Here is a 16,879-nt window from a genome sequence, read left to right as displayed (position 1 = left end):
TCATCAGCTTCCTCTACTGAAACAATATCTTCAATGAAATCGGAAAAGTATTCTAGTTCTGTTCTTGTTGGAAGAACTATTCTTAAGTATCCTAAAGGGTCTCTTTTAAATGAATATACCATGATAAATCAGTCTTTCCTTTCTGTTTATTCTTAGTTAATATTGATCGTACAATTGAGTCGACAAGACAGGCTATTGTAGATTTACGGGCGTTCATTCACTGGATAAAAGCAAATAAAAAAGGGCCTGTTATCATAGTCGGAGTAAGCCTTGGGGGATGGGTTACTAATCTAATTGCTACCCTGGAATCGAAAATTGATGTAGTGGTATCTATCTTTTATGCCAATCGCCTTTCTTATTCGATATGGAACACGATCCCAGGTAAATACATAAGAGAAGAATTAGAACAAAATGGTGTGACCTATAATGAGTTAATAAAATATTGGGATATCACAGATCCTAGTCAAGCCTTGCCGAAAGTTAATAAAGATAACGTACTGCTGATTTCTGCTAAACATGATCAATATATTGACTTGAAAGATGCAGATTATTTATGGGAAAGTTGGGGGAGACCTACAAGATATGTCTACAATTGTGGTCATTCCGGTATTGTTCTTTGTCGCAAAAAGCTGGCAAATGATACGCTTTCCTTTATACGAGAAAAACTGGTTTGATACATTTGTAGACTTTAATAAGAAACGAAAGGCCAACTGCGACTTCAGTTGGCCTTTCCTATTTATAATAAAGAAATTGAGTGAGATTGCTGACAGAACTACGTACTACTCGTTTTCTTTAGTTGCCCTTGCTAATCGTTCAACCTCTCCCCGAATCCCAATCGCAGGCTCCCACGAATCAATCAAACGAATCGCCTTCTGATTAGATTCCACCGCTTTCGTTTTCTCTCCTTTACGATACAACAGCTGCGCCATTCCGTAGTGATAGTAGATCAGTTCAACTTGATTGGCGTTATGTTTGTCATAGAGCATTTGCTCAAAGGCTTCTTCCGCTTTTTCAAACTGATCACATTTCACGTAAGCGACACCCAGATTGAAATAGGCTTCTATCGTTTTTTCGCCGCCGTATGTGGAGCTGATTTCATTTGCCGCTTCGTATAATTGAATGGCTTCTACATGATAACCTCTCGCAAAGCTTAAGTCACCGCGAACCAATAGAACTCTGTGTTGAATGGTAGGGGAAATCGGTTGATTTTCGATTTCGTTTAAAATTGTCTCTGCTTTTTCCTGTTGCCCGTCTTTTAAAAACAGCCTTGCTTTGAGTGCATGTCCCCAAACCTTTAGATCATAGGCATCGTGAGCGTCTGATTGTTCAAGAATCTTCAGCCCGGCTTCTATTTGCTGAAGCGCTCCGTCTAAATCATTGACTTCCATCAATGCCCAGCCTGAGGTGTCGATTCGGAAGTACGCTTCTCGTGTGTGTTGGCCTAAGTGATGGGCGGCGTCGGCCGCTTTGCGTCCGTATTCGATTCGCAGGGGCAGGTTGATTCTGCTTAGAAAATGGCTAATGCGGGTGATGAGTTCGATTAGGATTTCTTTTTGTTCAGTTTCACTTGCCCATTGGATGACCTTTAAGATGTTTGGCCATTCTTGTTTCATTTGATCTAAGTTCCGTCCCAGCAGGTAGCTCCAATAGATAGAGTTGGGCTGTTCCCGCTTTAAATGGGTTTCGGCATAATCAATATAATAGTGCGCCCAGCGATTGCGGGCTTCTTTTTCATATTCGTGCTGTTCGGACAAGTGCTGTTCTCCGTAAGCGACAACGGTTTGGTGCGCTAAGTATTGTGTCCTGCCTTGGCTTCGTTCCGGCTGAATCAGCGCATATGACCGCATTTGTTCCATAGCGTAATGAAAACGGCGGGCGTCTAATCCGGCTGCTGCCGCCAGGCTTTTTTCATCAGGCGGCTTGCTGAAAAAGCAAAGCGTCTGCCAGAGCTTTCGCGTATCTTCATTGCATCTATCCCAGGTGCGGCCAAAGAGGAATTCAAACAATTCCAGCAGTGAGTAGCCTGCTTTTCCAAGCTCATGAATCAGCTGCTGAGCGGGGATGTCATCGTCTGACATATAGGCAATGCTGAGTGCCATGGCTTTCGGGTTTCCGGCAGTCGCTGAAATGAATTCGTTTTTCAGGTCAGATGATAGATGTAACAGCTGCTCCAGCTTTTCCCGCTTATGTGGGAGGTTGCATGTTTGTAAGCAGCGGTGCACTTCTTGCTGGAAAAATTTCAAGGCATCTGTTTGGTTAAGGCCGCTCAGCTGAATAGCTGTCATTTCTCCGAAGCTTTCCCGATAAGTTTGCTTTACGTTTTCCCGCGCTGTGAGGAGAACTTTTACGCCTTGCGGAAGGCTGGTGATAAATTCATGAATGTCACGTTCTGCAGTATCAATGCTGTCAACGATCAGCAGGATCGGTTTTTCACTAGTGTAATTGGCTAACGCATTGCGGACGACAAACCGTTTTTCATTGATTGATTTATCGATTTGTTCTGTGCGTCCGAGCTGATAGGCGATCGTATTTAAAAAATCGCTAAAGCTCAATCCTTTCCAATCAGCGCTGACCCAAATGATACTGTTGAACGCCGGCCAATCTGAAGTATCGTCGACACAGGAATAGGCTGCTTCAAGAGCGATTGTGGTTTTACCCATACCAGCCCAGCCGGTGATTAAACAGACTGGTGACGGAGAAAGCATCCATTGCCGTATCGCTTCCATATCAAAGCTGCGTCCGATAAAGCGTCCGGACCAGCGTGAGGGTAAATTATGAGTGATAGGCTGTTCTGTAAGCGCATTCGTTTCATGGCCGGGTCTGTCATGAAACAGCCGTTTTACTACATTTTCAATTTCGTCTTCACTCGGAGCCCCGAATAATCCGTCTTTTCGCAGTATTTTCGCTTTTTTCAAACAGGATGCTGCCCATACAGGCAATGCGGGTTTGATGACTGGGATAGTGGTGGCTTCCAGCAAGTCGGTCAACCACTCGATATCCAAGTCGGTCTTTTCGAGAATGATCCAGATCATTCCGAACAGTTTTCCGTCGTCGATTCTTCCGGGAATGTAGTTTGCTCCCATCTGTCCGATCCAGCTTTTGATCGTGTTTGGGGAGACTCCCAGCTGGAGTGCGATTTTATCTATGTAAGACTGTCCTGTTTTTTCATTCTTTTTCCTTCTGATTTTATAATCAGGATGAAGTTTTAGCGTTTTGACGCCAGGTGCCAGCAGTTGTGCAAATTGTTTTCGGTTTTCAAGTTCAGCCATAAGCCTGCACCTCCTATTAGTACTATTTTATCAATCCAGCGTTTTTTGTATATGAAAAAATAAAAGTACAGTGCCGCTGTCCTTTTATACAGCAGGAAAGGCTGTTGAACGTGTTGAAAAGCAGATAAAATGGGGGCAGTAACAGAGAAAACAAAAATGTATGCACTTACATTTTATTTTCTAAAGAAAGGAACTTGCCAAATGACTCACACAGTACCTCAAAACATGAAAGCGGCTGTTATGCACAACACAAGAGAGATCAAAATTGAAACATTGCCTGTGCCTGATATCAATCATGATGAAGTGTTGATTAAGGTGATGGCTGTCGGAATTTGCGGATCTGATCTGCATTACTATACAAATGGCCGAATAGGCAACTATGTTGTGGAAAAACCATTTATCCTTGGGCATGAATGTGCGGGTGAAATTGCCGCTGTCGGATCATCTGTCGATCAATTCAAGGTGGGAGACCGCGTCGCTGTAGAGCCGGGTGTTACGTGCGGACGCTGTGAAGCGTGCAAAGAAGGGCGCTATAATCTTTGCCCGGATGTACAGTTTTTGGCTACACCGCCGGTAGACGGCGCGTTTGTCCAATATATTAAAATGCGTCAGGACTTTGTTTTTTTAATCCCAGACTCACTTTCTTATGAAGATGCTGCTTTGATCGAGCCGTTTTCTGTCGGCATCCATGCGGCGGCCAGAACGAAGCTACAGCCCGGATCAACGATTGCGATTATGGGGATGGGCCCTGTTGGGTTAATGGCTGTTGCCGCAGCTAAAGCATTTGGGGCAGGCACAATCATTGTCACCGACTTAGAGCCGCTGCGGTTAGAAGCTGCGAAAAAAATGGGAGCGACTCACATTATTAATATACGTGAACAGGATGCACTTGAAGAGATTAAAACGATCACGAATGATAGAGGCGTTGATGTTGCTTGGGAAACAGCAGGGAATCCAGCGGCATTGCAATCCGCACTGGCTTCTGTGCGCCGGGGCGGAAAATTGGCGATTGTCGGTTTGCCTTCACAGAACGAGATTCCGCTCAACGTGCCGTTTATTGCGGATAATGAGATTGATATTTACGGGATCTTCCGTTATGCCAATACGTATCCAAAGGGAATCGAATTTCTTGCTTCAGGCATTGTGGACACGAAGCATCTAGTAACGGACCAATATTCGCTGGAGCAGACGCAAGATGCGATGGAGCGGGCGCTTCAATTTAAGAATGAATGTTTAAAAGTGATGGTGTATCCAAATCGCTGAGTGAACAGGGAGGATCTTCGTATTCTCCCTCTTGTTTACTGGAAATGAAAACGGATTCTTGGGGTGGGAAATGATGATTGAAACAGAAAAAGTAACGGCAATGAAAGTGAAGCATCAGTCAAAATCGAGTACCGGACTGTCCTGGTTTGAACGAATCGGCTATGGATTCGGCGATATGTCGTATAATATTATCTTTCAGTTTGTAAACGCATACTTATTATTCTATTATACAGACGTCGGCGGCATTCAGCCTGCGGTGATCGCAACTTTGTTTCTTGTTGTGCGTGTGCTGGATGCTATTTTTGACCCGATCATGGGATTGATTTTAGATAAAACGAATACAAGGTGGGGAAAAGCAAGGCCCTATTTGCTGTGGGTGGCATTTCCTTTTGCGCTATTCACATTCTTATGTTTCACGACGCCTCATTTCGGTGAGACCGGAAATATGGTATATGCGTATGTCACTTATATTCTGCTTGGGATGTCCTTTAGTATGCAAACGATCCCGGTGAACAGCTTAACGGGGCGGATGACGAATTCGGTGGAGGAACGGACGGTTCTAACCACAACCCGGATGATTTTGGTGTATATCGGCATTCTTTTATCCATTTCCTGTGCGACACCGCTTGCAACTGCTATCGGAGGAGAGGATCAGGCGTTTGGATTTCAGATGACGGCGCTCATCTATGCGGCTGTCAGCATCGTTTTGAATCTATTTAGTTTCTTTACTGTACGGGAGCGAATTCAGCCTAAAAAGAGAAAAAAACAAGGGATCAAAAAGACGTTATCCGTTTTATTCCGAAATAAACCCTTGCTTATGTTAATTTCATCATTTTTGGCTTTTGCGATCGGGTTTAATATTAAGCTCAGCACGATGGTGTATTATTTTACGTATAACGTCAACCATAAAGAGTTCGTGTTTATGGGCACCGTTTTATTTTTCGGGGCAGCGCTGATCAGTAATTTGTTTATTCCTTTCTTTTCTGAGAAGTGGGGCAGAAAACAAGTCATGATCATCACGGCAGCTCTATCGCTTATTTCTTATGCCGGCCTGCATTTTACGCCGTATTCTTCAATTCCACTCATTTTCATTTGGCTTTTCGCTTCGGGATTTTTCACAACGCCTTTAAATACGCTTGCTTGGGGAATGGTTGCGGATTGTGTCGATTATGCGGAATGGAAAACCGGAATTCGCGCGGATGGTGTGGTGATTTCGAGCATGAGCTTTATCAATAAGCTGGGTGTGGCGTTGGCCGGGTCATTTTCGGCCATCTATTTAGGAATCGCCGGGTATGTGGCGAATACAGACCAGACAGTTGCGTCATTGAATGCGATTAAAAATATGAATGCTTTGATTCCGGGATTTTTCATTTTGCTTTCTATTATTCTTATCGCCTTCTATCCTTTAACGGAAAAAAGATATAAACACATCATCTCTGAGCTGGAGCAAAGGTCTGCGAGATAAATATATGTAAAATTTTTAATATTCAATGTTGTATTTATGGCAGAAAGTAATATACTGAGACTGTAATCTAGACTTTATAAATGAGTGTGATAATATGCGTAGTCATTCTGTAGTTTGTATTGGAGAATTGTTAATTGATTTCTTTTGTACCGATGTCGACGTTGATTTAAAGGAAGGGCGCCATTTCTTGAAAAGTGCCGGGGGTGCACCGGCGAATGTGTCAGCAGCGATTGCCAAGCTGGGCGGAGACGCCGCTTTCAGCGGAAAAGTAGGCAAGGATCCGTTTGGGTATTTTCTCAAGCAAACATTGGACGCTGTACAGGTGGATACCTCAATGCTTGTCATGGATGAGAAAGCGCCTACAACGCTTGCTTTTGTTTCATTAAAACAAAATGGAGAGCGTGACTTTGTTTTTAATAGAGGCGCGGACGCTTTGTTTACGCTGGAGGATATTGACCAGGAAAAACTAAACGAAGCGAAAATTCTTCATTTCGGCTCTGCGACGGCACTGTTATCGGATCCGTTTTGCTCAGCCTATTTACGGCTGATGTCGATTGCGAAAGACAATGGACAGTTTATTTCGTTTGACCCTAACTACCGTGAAGATTTATGGAGGGGAAGAGTCTCAGAGTTTGTAAGTGTTGCGAAAAAAGCGATCGCTGTAAGTGATTTTGTGAAAGTCAGTGACGAGGAGCTTGAGATTATAAGCGGTGTGAAGGATCATGAAAAGGGAGTTGCGATCCTTCATGAGATCGGAGCCAACATTGTCGCTGTGACACTTGGGAAAAGCGGAACGCTTCTTTCCAATGGAAAAGACCGTGAAATCATTCCAAGCATTCCTGTGACATCAATTGACTCAACAGGGGCGGGAGATGCTTTTGTCGGTGCGGCTTTATATCAATTGGCAAACACGGATCAGATTCAATCTGTAGATGCTGATTTTGTGAAACTGCGTGAGATTGTGGCGTTTGCCAATAAGGTCGGAGCTCTTGTCTGCACTAAAATTGGAGCGATTGATGCACTGCCAAGCATGGATGAGATTGAAGTTTCTTTGTAAATCATTGAAGATGTCTCTTGAAAGTCTTTGGACTTTTGGGGGCATCTTTTTTTATTACTTACATTTTTGTTCAGGTAAAAAGTTGTATATTTTTCGTTTGAAATGTCATTTTTTATTAAAAAAGTGAAACTTTTAACGATAATAAATAGTATATGTAACAAGGGTTACCGAATAGCTTTAGGAGGAACGATATGATGAGTATAATTGGAAGATTTAAAGATATTATGTCTGCGAATATCAATGCTTTATTGGACAAGGCTGAAAATCCGGAGAAAATGGCAGATCAATATTTAAGAAACATGAATAGCGATTTGGCTAAGGTTAAGGCAGAAACAGCAGCTGTTATGGCCGAGGAGCAGAGAGCAAAAAGAGAATATCACGAATGCCAGGCGGATATGGAAAAGATGGAAAGCTATGCAATGAAGGCGCTGCAAGCCGGGAATGAGGGCGATGCGAGAAAGTTCCTTGAAAGAAAAACATCTTTGGAATCAAAGCTTTCTGAGCTGCAGGCGGCGAATCAAATTGCTGCAACCAATGCCGCACAGATGCGAAAGATGCATGACAAATTGGTATCTGACATTGGAGAGCTGGAAGCACGCAAAAATATGATCAAGGCGAAGTGGGCAGTAGCGAAAACGCAAGAAAGAATGAACAAACTAGGCGGTTCTGTTTCAAGTACAAGCCAATCAATGTCTGCATTCGGCCGAATGGAGGACAAAGTAAATAAGGCACTTGATCAGGCCAATGCAATGGCTGAACTGAACAGCGCTCCGCAGGATGATATGGCTGATCTGACTGCAAAGTATGACACTGGCGGTTCAAGCCAGGTTGATGATGAACTTGCGGCGTTAAAAGCGAAAATGATGCTCGATAAGTAATACATAGGAGGCCGCAGCTTTCGGCTGCGGCGTTATTTTATCATAAGATGTGAGAGGGAACGGTAATGATAATATCTTATAAGTGTCCGAACTGCGGCAGTGATATGGCATTTGACAGTGAAACCGGCTCGTTATCCTGCAGCAGCTGCGGAAGACAGGACAATATTGAAAGCCTTCCGAAAGAAAACATTGCGGCACGGTTTTCTGATGATGAAGCAAAAGAATATCAATGTGAAAACTGCGGTGCCATTTTGATCACGGAAGCTGAAACGACAGCAACGACGTGCAGCTTCTGCGGAGGTGCTGCAATACTTGCCGATCGTTTATCAGGACATTTGGCGCCGGCGAAGGTCATTCCATTTACAATCAGCAAGCAAGAAGCGGAGCAGGCATTTCGAAAGTGGTGCAAAAAAGGCCTTCTGACACCAAGAGGTTTCATGTCTGCTGATCGTATCAAAAGCATCACCGGCATGTATATTCCATTTTGGATGTTTGATTTAAATAGTGAAGTACAGGTGAGAGCAAACTGTACCAGAGTCCATCAATATGAAGAAGGGGATTATATTTGCACGGAAACAGAGCACTTTGAAGCGTTTCGTGATATCAATCTCGATTATTTGAAAATCCCTGTCGATGCCTCTGAAAAAATGAAAGACGAATTAATGGACAAATTGGAGCCTTATTCATACGAAGAGCTGAAGGACTTTCAAATGGCATATTTGGCCGGTTATATTGCGGAAAAGTACAATTATACCGATGAGGAGCTTTTTCCGAGGGCAAAAGAGAAAATCAGCAGTTATATAGATTCATACATCCATTCTACTTTTTCCGGATATACGTCAGTCAATGTGAAGGACAAACATATTCACACGAAAAATGTGAACAGCTTTTACGTTTTGCTTCCTGTTTGGATGGTCAGTTACGATTATGAAAGAGCGGAGCATATCTTTGCGATGAACGGGCAAACAGGAAAGGTTGTTGGAAAGCCGCCGATCAGTCGAGGAAAAGTGGCGGCATGGTTTAGCGGAATAGCAGGCGGGACATTTCTTGCGTTGAAGCTCGTCTCATTGATGATGGGAGGCGGATTTTGATGCGTAGATTTTTTGGAAAAGCGATCTTTGTTGTGCTGGCTGTTTTCATCATGATGCCTTTACTGGGTATCGAAGCGGCAAGAGCCACTGAATCACAGCAGCATGTGTACGATCGCGCTCATCTATTGTCAAAAACGGAGATCGGAAAACTTGAATCTCTCTCGACAGAGCTGGGTGCAAAGAGAGACACTGATTTCATCATTATTACGACCAAAAGCACAAACGGTGAAGATATTGCAGACTATACCGGCAATTTTTATGATCGTTACGGAAAAGGCAGTACAGCTATTCTGACGATTGATATGACAAACAGAGAAGTGTTTATCGCAGGCTTCAAAAAAGCCGAACAGTGTTTGGACAACAGCAGGCTCAATAGCATCAGAAATACGATTTCATCTGATTTATCCAATGAAAATTATTTTAAAGCTTTTGAGACATATATTCAGCTTTCCTATAAAGATATGGGCATAAAACCGGGAGTAAACCCCGACAACATATTCTTTACATGGTGGTTTCAGCTGATTGCTGCCATCGCAGTCGGGGGAATTGCGGTTTCAATCATGCTTTATCATGCAGGCGGCAAAGTAACGGTTAATGGAAATACATATATGGATCAGCGTACGTCTGATGTGATTGATCAATACGACACTTATATTAGAACGACTGTAACAAGAGAAAGAAAACCATCAGATAAAGACAGCGGCAGCGATGGCGGTGTTACGAAAGGCGGCACGTCATACAGTGGGAGCCGGGGCAGTTTTTAAATGTAAGAAATAGAGAAAGGGAGAGGCGTAATGTCGTTTTTCAGAAATCAATTAGCGAATGTAGTAGAGTGGGAAGAATTTAGAGATGATATGATTTTTTATAAATGGAACAATCGTGAAATCAAAAAAGGGAGCCGTTTAATCATTCGTCCCGGACAGGATGCTGTCTTTTTGAACAATGGGCGGGTTGAAGGAGTCTTTCAAGATGATGGCGATTATGATATTGAATCAGAAATTATTCCATTCCTTTCAACGTTAAAGGGCTTTAAGTTTGGCTTTAACAGCGGCATGCGAGCTGAGGTGCTGTTTGTCAATACGAAGGAATTTACCGTAAGATGGGGAACAAAACAGGCGATAAATATTCCGGCAGCGGGAATGCCAGGCGGGATGCCCATTCGCGCAAACGGCACATTTAATTTCAAGGTGCAGGACTATATCAGCCTGATTGATAAAATCGCTGGCGTGAAAGATCAATATTTTGTAGAGGATATTAAAACCCGTATCATTTCTATTCTGGATCAGCTTCTCATGAAGTGGATCACAAGAGAAGGGAAAGATATGTTTAATCTTCAAGCAAACGCTTTTGATATTGCCAAGGGAATTCAAGAGGACTTAGATATGCAATTAATAAGCGACGGGATGACGGTCACTGGTTTTCAAATCATGAGCTTTAATTATCCTCAAGAGGTTCAAGATATGATTACAAAGAACGCTTCCTACGGTATGGTTGGGGATGTGAACAGATACCAGCAAATATCAATGACGGATGGAATGGCATCCGGAAAGATGAGCGGAGGCGGAGCGGCTTCGGATATGGCTGGAATGATGATGGGAATGAATATGGCCAATCAGATGATGAGCCAAATGAATCAGAATCAGCAGGCACAGTCATCAGGCCCACAGTCAACTGGCAGCGGAAGCAAACCGAATTTCTGTCCAAACTGCGGAATAAAAACGGGTGAAGCCAATTTTTGTCCGAATTGCGGCCAGAAGCTTGTATAAGAATCATACAGTGAAAAGTCCGGAGTGATCAGACACTCCGGACTTTTTTATTTAGGAGAATAAGCGTTACCTATTGCTTGCTCCTGAACAGGCCATTTTCGAGCACCCGCTTGGATAATTCCCAGCAGCAATTGACGACGTTCCTTTATTGAATTGACGGCAATTTGAAATGTTTGCTTTGATAAAGCCGGTATGCCTGATTGTTGAAGCTTTGAGATGTCTGGTTCCGGCGGCGCTTGTTCTGCAGGATGGATATAGGCAGTATGAACGGTATCCAGATAGTTTTTGATACTTGAGCGCGCTTCTTTGATATGAAGCTGATTCGGCTGATATTGTTCAGGAATACCGTATTTGAAAATGGTTAGAGCCTCATCCAATACAGCAACAGCTATAATGGATGATTCCTGATGCTGCGTGCTGTGGTAAAAATGAAGGATGGGGAAGGCGTTATGCTGAGCGGTCAGCTTTCCCAGTTCTGATGAGGCAGCGACAAGAAGAATATCAATGTCGTGAAAATCTTTGCCATTCCATGCATTATGGACGATTTCTGTTCCGTCATGCCCTAGACTTAATACACTTTGGGCAAAGGAGCGTTTTTGATTAACCGCACTCAAGACGGAAATCAAATACGTGACAGAAAACGTGATGGTAAGCAGTCCTTGAGCTGTTTCAATAATCGTGACAAGCTTCCATAGGCCTCCGTTCGGAGCGAGGTCGCCATTTCCTAATGTAAACATGACATAGCCGGAAAAATAAATTCGGTCTGACCAGGAAGCCGGTTCTTTTGATTGAGTTTCCATAAGTGAGTGAGGGTCACTCGAGTAAATCAAAACCCACCCGCCCCAAAACAGACTGATCCATATCACTAACGTCAGGCATAACAGCAGAGGACCAGCCATACTTAGAACCTTTGCGTGGTCACCGCTGATTTTGCGGCAGCCCTTCCACAGCCAGGCAGACAGGCATCTTGTGATCGGGCCTGCACCGCTCTCTAACCATAACGTGGTCCATAAAAAATCAATCATCCCCGCTGTCAATAATAAAAGGCCTGCAATGATATAACCCTCATTCATTTTGGTTGCCTCCCTTAAGCCAGCCTTCTTTTATTTTTCTTTTCTATTTCCTTTTATCTTGAGTCTGAAACAATTGAACGAATGTTTGATTTTACAGAGAAAAACAGGTGAAGTTACCCAAAACTTACTCATTTATCGATATGAATAGAAAATCACAGGATTTTTGACTTGATTCACACACTTTCATGAAGAAAAACGTCCATTTTCCCCTTGAATTGGTGATTTTCCTTTTATAGAGTAAAAAATTTTCAGAAATTTATATTGACTGAAAGCGTTTTTATAATTATGATAATATCAGATATAACAAAAATGTCACTATCATATCACTACAATTGAACTATCAAGTGACTATTAAATGCCAAATTTACAAGGTTATGCACAAAGAAATGACCATTGCTCTTTTAGCTAGAAATGAAATCGCTTCCATTGGGACTGACATGCTAAGAAGAAGGGAAGGTTATGAGGTTATTGGATAAAAACATGAATAACTATTTTCTGAAGCCTGCTTACGAAATGTGAGGAAGGCAGCAGCCCTGGAATAAGTTTTTGACATACGCATTTTGAAAAAGACTGGGGGAAACAGTATGAATAAACAAGGCAATCAAATGTCATTTTTACGTACAATTATTTTAGTCTCCACTTTCGGCGGGCTTCTTTTTGGCTATGATACCGGTGTGCTCAATGGAGCTTTGCCGTATATGGGAGAGCCGGATCAGCTTAATCTCAATGCCTTCACAGAGGGCCTTGTCACCAGTTCACTTCTTTTTGGAGCGGCACTGGGTGCTGTGTTTGGCGGCAGGATGTCTGATTTTAACGGCCGCCGCAAAAATATTTTGTTCCTCGCTGTTATATTTTTTATTTCAACGATTGGGTGTACGTTTGCTCCAAATGTTACGGTCATGATTATTTCCCGTTTTGTGCTCGGTATTGCGGTTGGGGGTGCATCCGTAACGGTGCCTGCCTATTTAGCAGAGATGTCTCCTGTGGAAAGCAGGGGACGGATGGTGACGCAGAACGAATTGATGATTGTATCAGGACAGCTTTTGGCCTTTGTTTTTAATGCGATCCTTGGAACAACAATGGGAGACAACTCCCATGTGTGGAGGTTTATGCTGGTCATTGCGTCACTTCCAGCCTTGTTCCTGTTTTTCGGCATGATCAGAATGCCCGAGAGTCCCCGCTGGCTTGTTTCTAAAGGAAGAAAAGAAGATGCTTTACGTGTATTGAAAAAAATCAGGGATGAAAAACGGGCAGCAGCTGAGCTGCAAGAAATTGAATTCGCTTTCAAAAAAGAAGATCAGCTTGAAAAAGCGACATTTAAAGATCTTTCAGTCCCATGGGTGCGCCGTATTGTGTTTATTGGATTAGGGATTGCGATTGTACAGCAAATTACAGGTGTAAATTCGATTATGTATTATGGGACTGAAATTCTAAGAAATTCCGGTTTCCAAACGGAAGCCGCTTTAATCGGAAATATTGCGAATGGCGTGATTTCGGTATTGGCAACATTCGTCGGAATCTGGCTGCTGGGAAGAGTGGGGCGCCGGCCGATGCTGATGACAGGCTTGATCGGTACGACAACAGCATTATTGCTAATCGGGATATTCTCACTTGTACTTGAAGGATCACCGGCACTTCCGTATGTAGTCCTGTCATTAACGGTCACATTTCTTGCTTTTCAGCAGGGCGCCATTTCACCAGTGACTTGGCTGATGCTATCTGAAATTTTCCCGCTTCGCCTTCGCGGACTGGGAATGGGTGTTACGGTATTCTGTCTGTGGATGGTGAATTTTGCAGTCAGTTTCACGTTTCCGATATTGCTGGCAGCTATCGGGCTGTCCACAACGTTCTTTATCTTCGTTGGATTAGGAATTTGCTCAGTCCTGTTTGTGAAGAAGTTTTTACCGGAAACGAAAGGTCTTTCGCTTGAGCAGCTGGAGGAAAACTTCCGCGCTTATGATCACGGCGGGGCAAAGAAGGATTCTGGGGCTGAAGTGATTGGATAATTAAAAAAAGAATCCGCACCCGAGTGCGGATTCTTTTTGGTTTCAAATTAGTTAGGTCTGACAAGGATTTTGACTTGGCTTTTCTCTTTAATAAGAGCCCCGAAGCCTTCCTCGATCAAATCATCTAGTACGATTTTTTTCGTTACGAGTTTGTCGGCTGAGAAATAGCCTTCTTTCATTAATGACAATACAGCCGGGAAGATGTCGCGGTATCCGATAATTCCTTTTACTGTACGTTCTTTGATTACGATATCGTTCGGATGGATTTCAGCACCTTTTTCCCAAATGCTGACGATGACGGTTTCACCGGCAATTGTAGTGGACTGGATGGCTTGTCGTAACACCACTGGGACACCAGTGACTTCGAATGCTACGTCAACACCGCCTCCTGTACGTTCTGCAATCTCAGCGACTACATCGTCTGTTTTAGACGGATCAACGATGATCGCGCCAAGCTCCTCAGCTTTTTGCTGGCGTTCAGGAGAAAGCTCAACAGCGTAAATATCAGTTGCACCGGCAGCCTTCAGCGCTTCAATGACAAGAAGTCCGATCGGGCCGCAGCCGAATACAGCCGCTTTGTCGCCTGCTTTGAGTTTGCTTGAGCGGACAGCGTATAGAGCAACTGCAGAAGGTTCAACGAGCGCGCCTTGTTCATATGATAATTCATCAGGAAGTTTGAACAAAAGCTCTTCATCCACAGAGACGTATTCAGAGAAACCGCCGCCTCCGCCGGCTAAGCCGAGGAATCCCATTTGTTCATCAAGGTTGTAGGCGCCTTGGTGGCCGTGTGTAGCAAAAATCGGCTCGACTACAACGCGGTCTCCAACCTTATAATTTTCAACGCCTTCTCCGACTTCGACAACTTCACCGGAGAATTCATGCCCCATTGTGACTGGTGCCGTTTCATTTGTTAATGGGTGCGGTTTGTCAACCGGAATAAAGATCGGGCCGCCCAGATATTCGTGTAAATCACTTCCGCAGATGCCGCACCATTTGACTTTGATCTTTACTTTTCCCGGCTCCGTTTTTGGCTCTTCGATATGTTCAATACGGATATCCTTTTGGTTATGCCATCTTGCTGCCTTCATGGATTACCACTCCTATAACTTTTGATGTGAGTAATTCCGCACCGGTCAATATGAACTGTTCACAAAATCGCCATTTTTAAAACCAAAAAAGAAATGAAATTTTTATATAATATAATCTACGTTTTTTTGAAAAAAAGAAACTTTAAAGAAAAAAGGGTCTCGCACACTCTTTTTTCTTTATATGAGAGTATCAATCGTTTACATAGCTATGAATTTGGTTTGAACAATACGGTAATGGTTCGTTCATATTGAATGCGACAACTACTCTATCAATAATTATAACGCTAATACCGCTATTATAATAGGATAATCTTCCATGGTTTAATTTAGCAGAGGTAACTTTTTGACTTTGTAACATTACTGTAAGGATATTGAAATAAAAAATAGCTGGTTGATCGTGTATAATCTTCCTAGATGTTAACAAACAGGGGGACGAAATGTTGAAGAAAGTCATTTTAGCCGCTTTTATCTTAGTAGGAAGTACTTTGGGAGCTTTTAGTTTTTCATCAGATGCCAGTGCGAAACATGTGAACGGAAATATTACTTGGTATAATGGAGTCGGGAAAAAAGGCTCTTCAGGTAAGAAACTTGGACATTGGGATTGTGCGACCAAAATCGGATTTGATGTTCCTAGAAACGGGACAAAAATCAGAGCTTATGCAAAAGCGAAGCCTAAAAAGGTGATTACGGTTTATAAAAATGATGTTGGCAGAATGCCTAATGCAGTGCTGGATGTTAGCCCTAAAGCGTTTAAAGCGCTTGGATATCCATTAAGCAAAGGTAAAGTAGCGGGGCATTACAGCTATTAATGTACATATATAATCTGGAAAGCAAGAAGTCACATTCTTGCTTTTTCTATTGGTGGAGATAAAAGATGAAAAAAAGAATCATATTATTGTTAGCAGTGATAATAGCGGCAGCTGCCGCGGGGGTTGCGTTTTATGTTGCAAAGGATAAAGGCCATGAGAAGGCTGCTGATGTTTCAGTCAATACCGAAAGCGGTGATGAGCTGCTGGTTTCAATTACAGATACGGATCTGCTGACAAAGTATTATGAAAATGACAAGGTGATCCATGAGGAGAAGCTGACCAGCTATCCGGCATTTGCCTTGGATCAAAAACAGCAGGTGCTCTATTATACGGGCAATAATGAACAGAATGAAATGAGGCTTTTTAAATTGGATCTGAAGTCTCATAAAAAAACGATGCTTTATAAAGGCGCGGAGAGTGCGGACAGTTTATTTTTATCAAAGGACCGTTCAACCATCTATTTCCGCTTAGGAAAAGCGGACCAAAGCAATTTTCGGATCGCCGCTTTTGATCTGAAGACGAAAAAGTATAAAAATCTTTATCCTGCCGCTAATGATCAGGATGACACCGTCAGCAGCTTCTTTTATAACCAAAAAAACGATTCATTTGCATTGCTTCATTATTCTGTAGAAGAAGACTACAAGAAAACAGATGAAGCAAACGAAAAGGGCATCGACCCTGAACCGACAACGATTCATTTTGCGGAAGGCCGTCAACATAAATTTAATGAGCTGAAAAGCCTGAACCAATTTATCAGCGATATTGCTGTTTCTGATGATGATAAACGTATTTTATTCACATCATATACGCAGAAAGGAACGGAGCAAACCGCTTCTATTCAGATGCTCAATGCGGATACGAAAAAGTATGAAAGCATCATCTCAAATCAAAAATCATTTAAGCTGTTAATTGACGCACAGCCTCAGTTCTCTAAGGATGGAAAGAACATTTATTTTCTTGCCGAAGCTAAGGGGGCTAAAAAGCTGAAGGACGAAACAGGGCGTGAAGCTAAGGTGCGGACGATTTATTCCTATAGCCTTGAAAATAAGACCTTCAAAAAAGTATGGGAAAATCCAAACGGCATCATCAACAGCTTTTCTGTGATTAACTAATA

The 16,879-nt window shown here is 42.8% G+C and carries 13 protein-coding genes and 1 pseudogene; 11 read left to right on the top strand and 3 right to left on the bottom strand.

Annotated features, from left to right (window positions below):
• Positions 1 to 155 precede the first annotated feature (155 nt).
• A pseudogene (locus BGM23_RS21605) lies at positions 156 to 674 on the top strand (alpha/beta hydrolase); the annotation flags it as partial.
• A gap of 105 nt (positions 675 to 779) precedes the next feature.
• Here the strand turns inward: BGM23_RS21605 and gutR are convergent.
• Entirely contained in the window at positions 780 to 3,269 is a 2,490-nt protein-coding gene (gutR, locus tag BGM23_RS18705; RefSeq protein WP_046664346.1) for a glucitol operon transcriptional regulator GutR, read from the bottom strand.
• Between the two features lie 201 nt (positions 3,270 to 3,470).
• On the opposite strand from gutR, the gene gutB reads away from it, so the two are divergent.
• The 7 genes from gutB (at position 3,471) to BGM23_RS18670 (ending at position 10,789) form a co-directional block, all read left to right on the top strand.
• Positions 3,471 to 4,532 (top strand): sorbitol dehydrogenase, encoded by a 1,062-nt coding sequence (gene gutB / locus BGM23_RS18700; protein ID WP_015715423.1) that lies wholly within the window; start codon positions 3,471 to 3,473, stop codon positions 4,530 to 4,532.
• A gap of 73 nt (positions 4,533 to 4,605) precedes the next feature.
• The gene (locus tag BGM23_RS18695) at positions 4,606 to 5,997 is read left to right on the top strand and encodes an MFS transporter (protein WP_029726587.1); all 1,392 of its coding nucleotides are present in this window, start codon (positions 4,606 to 4,608) and stop codon (positions 5,995 to 5,997) included.
• 94 nt (positions 5,998 to 6,091) lie between these two features.
• On the top strand, positions 6,092 to 7,054 hold the full coding sequence (locus BGM23_RS18690) for a carbohydrate kinase family protein (RefSeq protein WP_029726586.1): 963 nt from the start codon (positions 6,092 to 6,094) through the stop codon (positions 7,052 to 7,054).
• A gap of 194 nt (positions 7,055 to 7,248) precedes the next feature.
• Entirely contained in the window at positions 7,249 to 7,932 is a 684-nt protein-coding gene (locus BGM23_RS18685; protein WP_015252672.1) for a PspA/IM30 family protein, read from the top strand.
• Between the two features lie 65 nt (positions 7,933 to 7,997).
• On the top strand, positions 7,998 to 9,023 hold the full coding sequence (locus BGM23_RS18680; RefSeq protein ID WP_046664345.1) for a TFIIB-type zinc ribbon-containing protein: 1,026 nt from the start codon (positions 7,998 to 8,000) through the stop codon (positions 9,021 to 9,023).
• Positions 9,023 to 9,787: a TPM domain-containing protein gene (locus BGM23_RS18675; protein ID WP_046664344.1), complete on the top strand. Its 765-nt coding sequence runs from the start codon at positions 9,023 to 9,025 to the stop codon at positions 9,785 to 9,787. The genes BGM23_RS18680 and BGM23_RS18675 overlap by 1 nt, the downstream gene beginning before the upstream one ends.
• Before the next feature lie 30 nt (positions 9,788 to 9,817).
• The gene (locus BGM23_RS18670) at positions 9,818 to 10,789 is read left to right on the top strand and encodes an SPFH domain-containing protein (protein WP_046664343.1); all 972 of its coding nucleotides are present in this window, start codon (positions 9,818 to 9,820) and stop codon (positions 10,787 to 10,789) included.
• 47 nt (positions 10,790 to 10,836) lie between these two features.
• Here BGM23_RS18670 and BGM23_RS18665 read toward each other — a convergent pair whose 3' ends face one another.
• Positions 10,837 to 11,862, bottom strand: a complete 1,026-nt coding sequence (locus tag BGM23_RS18665) for a potassium channel family protein (protein WP_046664342.1) — start codon at positions 11,860 to 11,862, stop codon at positions 10,837 to 10,839.
• A gap of 584 nt (positions 11,863 to 12,446) precedes the next feature.
• Between BGM23_RS18665 and iolT the strand changes: the two genes are divergently transcribed.
• Positions 12,447 to 13,868: a myo-inositol transporter IolT gene (gene iolT / locus BGM23_RS18660; protein WP_019712787.1), complete on the top strand. Its 1,422-nt coding sequence runs from the start codon at positions 12,447 to 12,449 to the stop codon at positions 13,866 to 13,868.
• Positions 13,869 to 13,915: 47 nt separating this feature from the next.
• Here iolT and bdhA read toward each other — a convergent pair whose 3' ends face one another.
• A complete protein-coding gene (gene bdhA / locus BGM23_RS18655; protein ID WP_003234015.1) occupies positions 13,916 to 14,956 on the bottom strand; it encodes a (R,R)-butanediol dehydrogenase in 1,041 nt (346 codons plus the stop codon).
• A 437-nt stretch (positions 14,957 to 15,393) separates the two neighbouring features.
• On the opposite strand from bdhA, the gene walM reads away from it, so the two are divergent.
• Entirely contained in the window at positions 15,394 to 15,765 is a 372-nt protein-coding gene (gene walM, locus BGM23_RS18650) for a cell wall metabolism protein WalM (RefSeq protein WP_003234013.1), read from the top strand.
• Positions 15,766 to 15,830: 65 nt separating this feature from the next.
• Complete coding sequence (locus tag BGM23_RS18645) at positions 15,831 to 16,877, top strand: PD40 domain-containing protein (protein ID WP_019712788.1); 1,047 nt, start codon at positions 15,831 to 15,833, stop codon at positions 16,875 to 16,877.
• Positions 16,878 to 16,879 lie beyond the last annotated feature (2 nt).

The organism is Bacillus sp. FJAT-14266 (assembly GCF_001719225.1).
In the GTDB taxonomy this organism is placed as follows: domain Bacteria; phylum Bacillota; class Bacilli; order Bacillales; family Bacillaceae; genus Bacillus; species Bacillus subtilis.
This window is presented reverse-complemented; position numbering and strand designations above follow the sequence as displayed.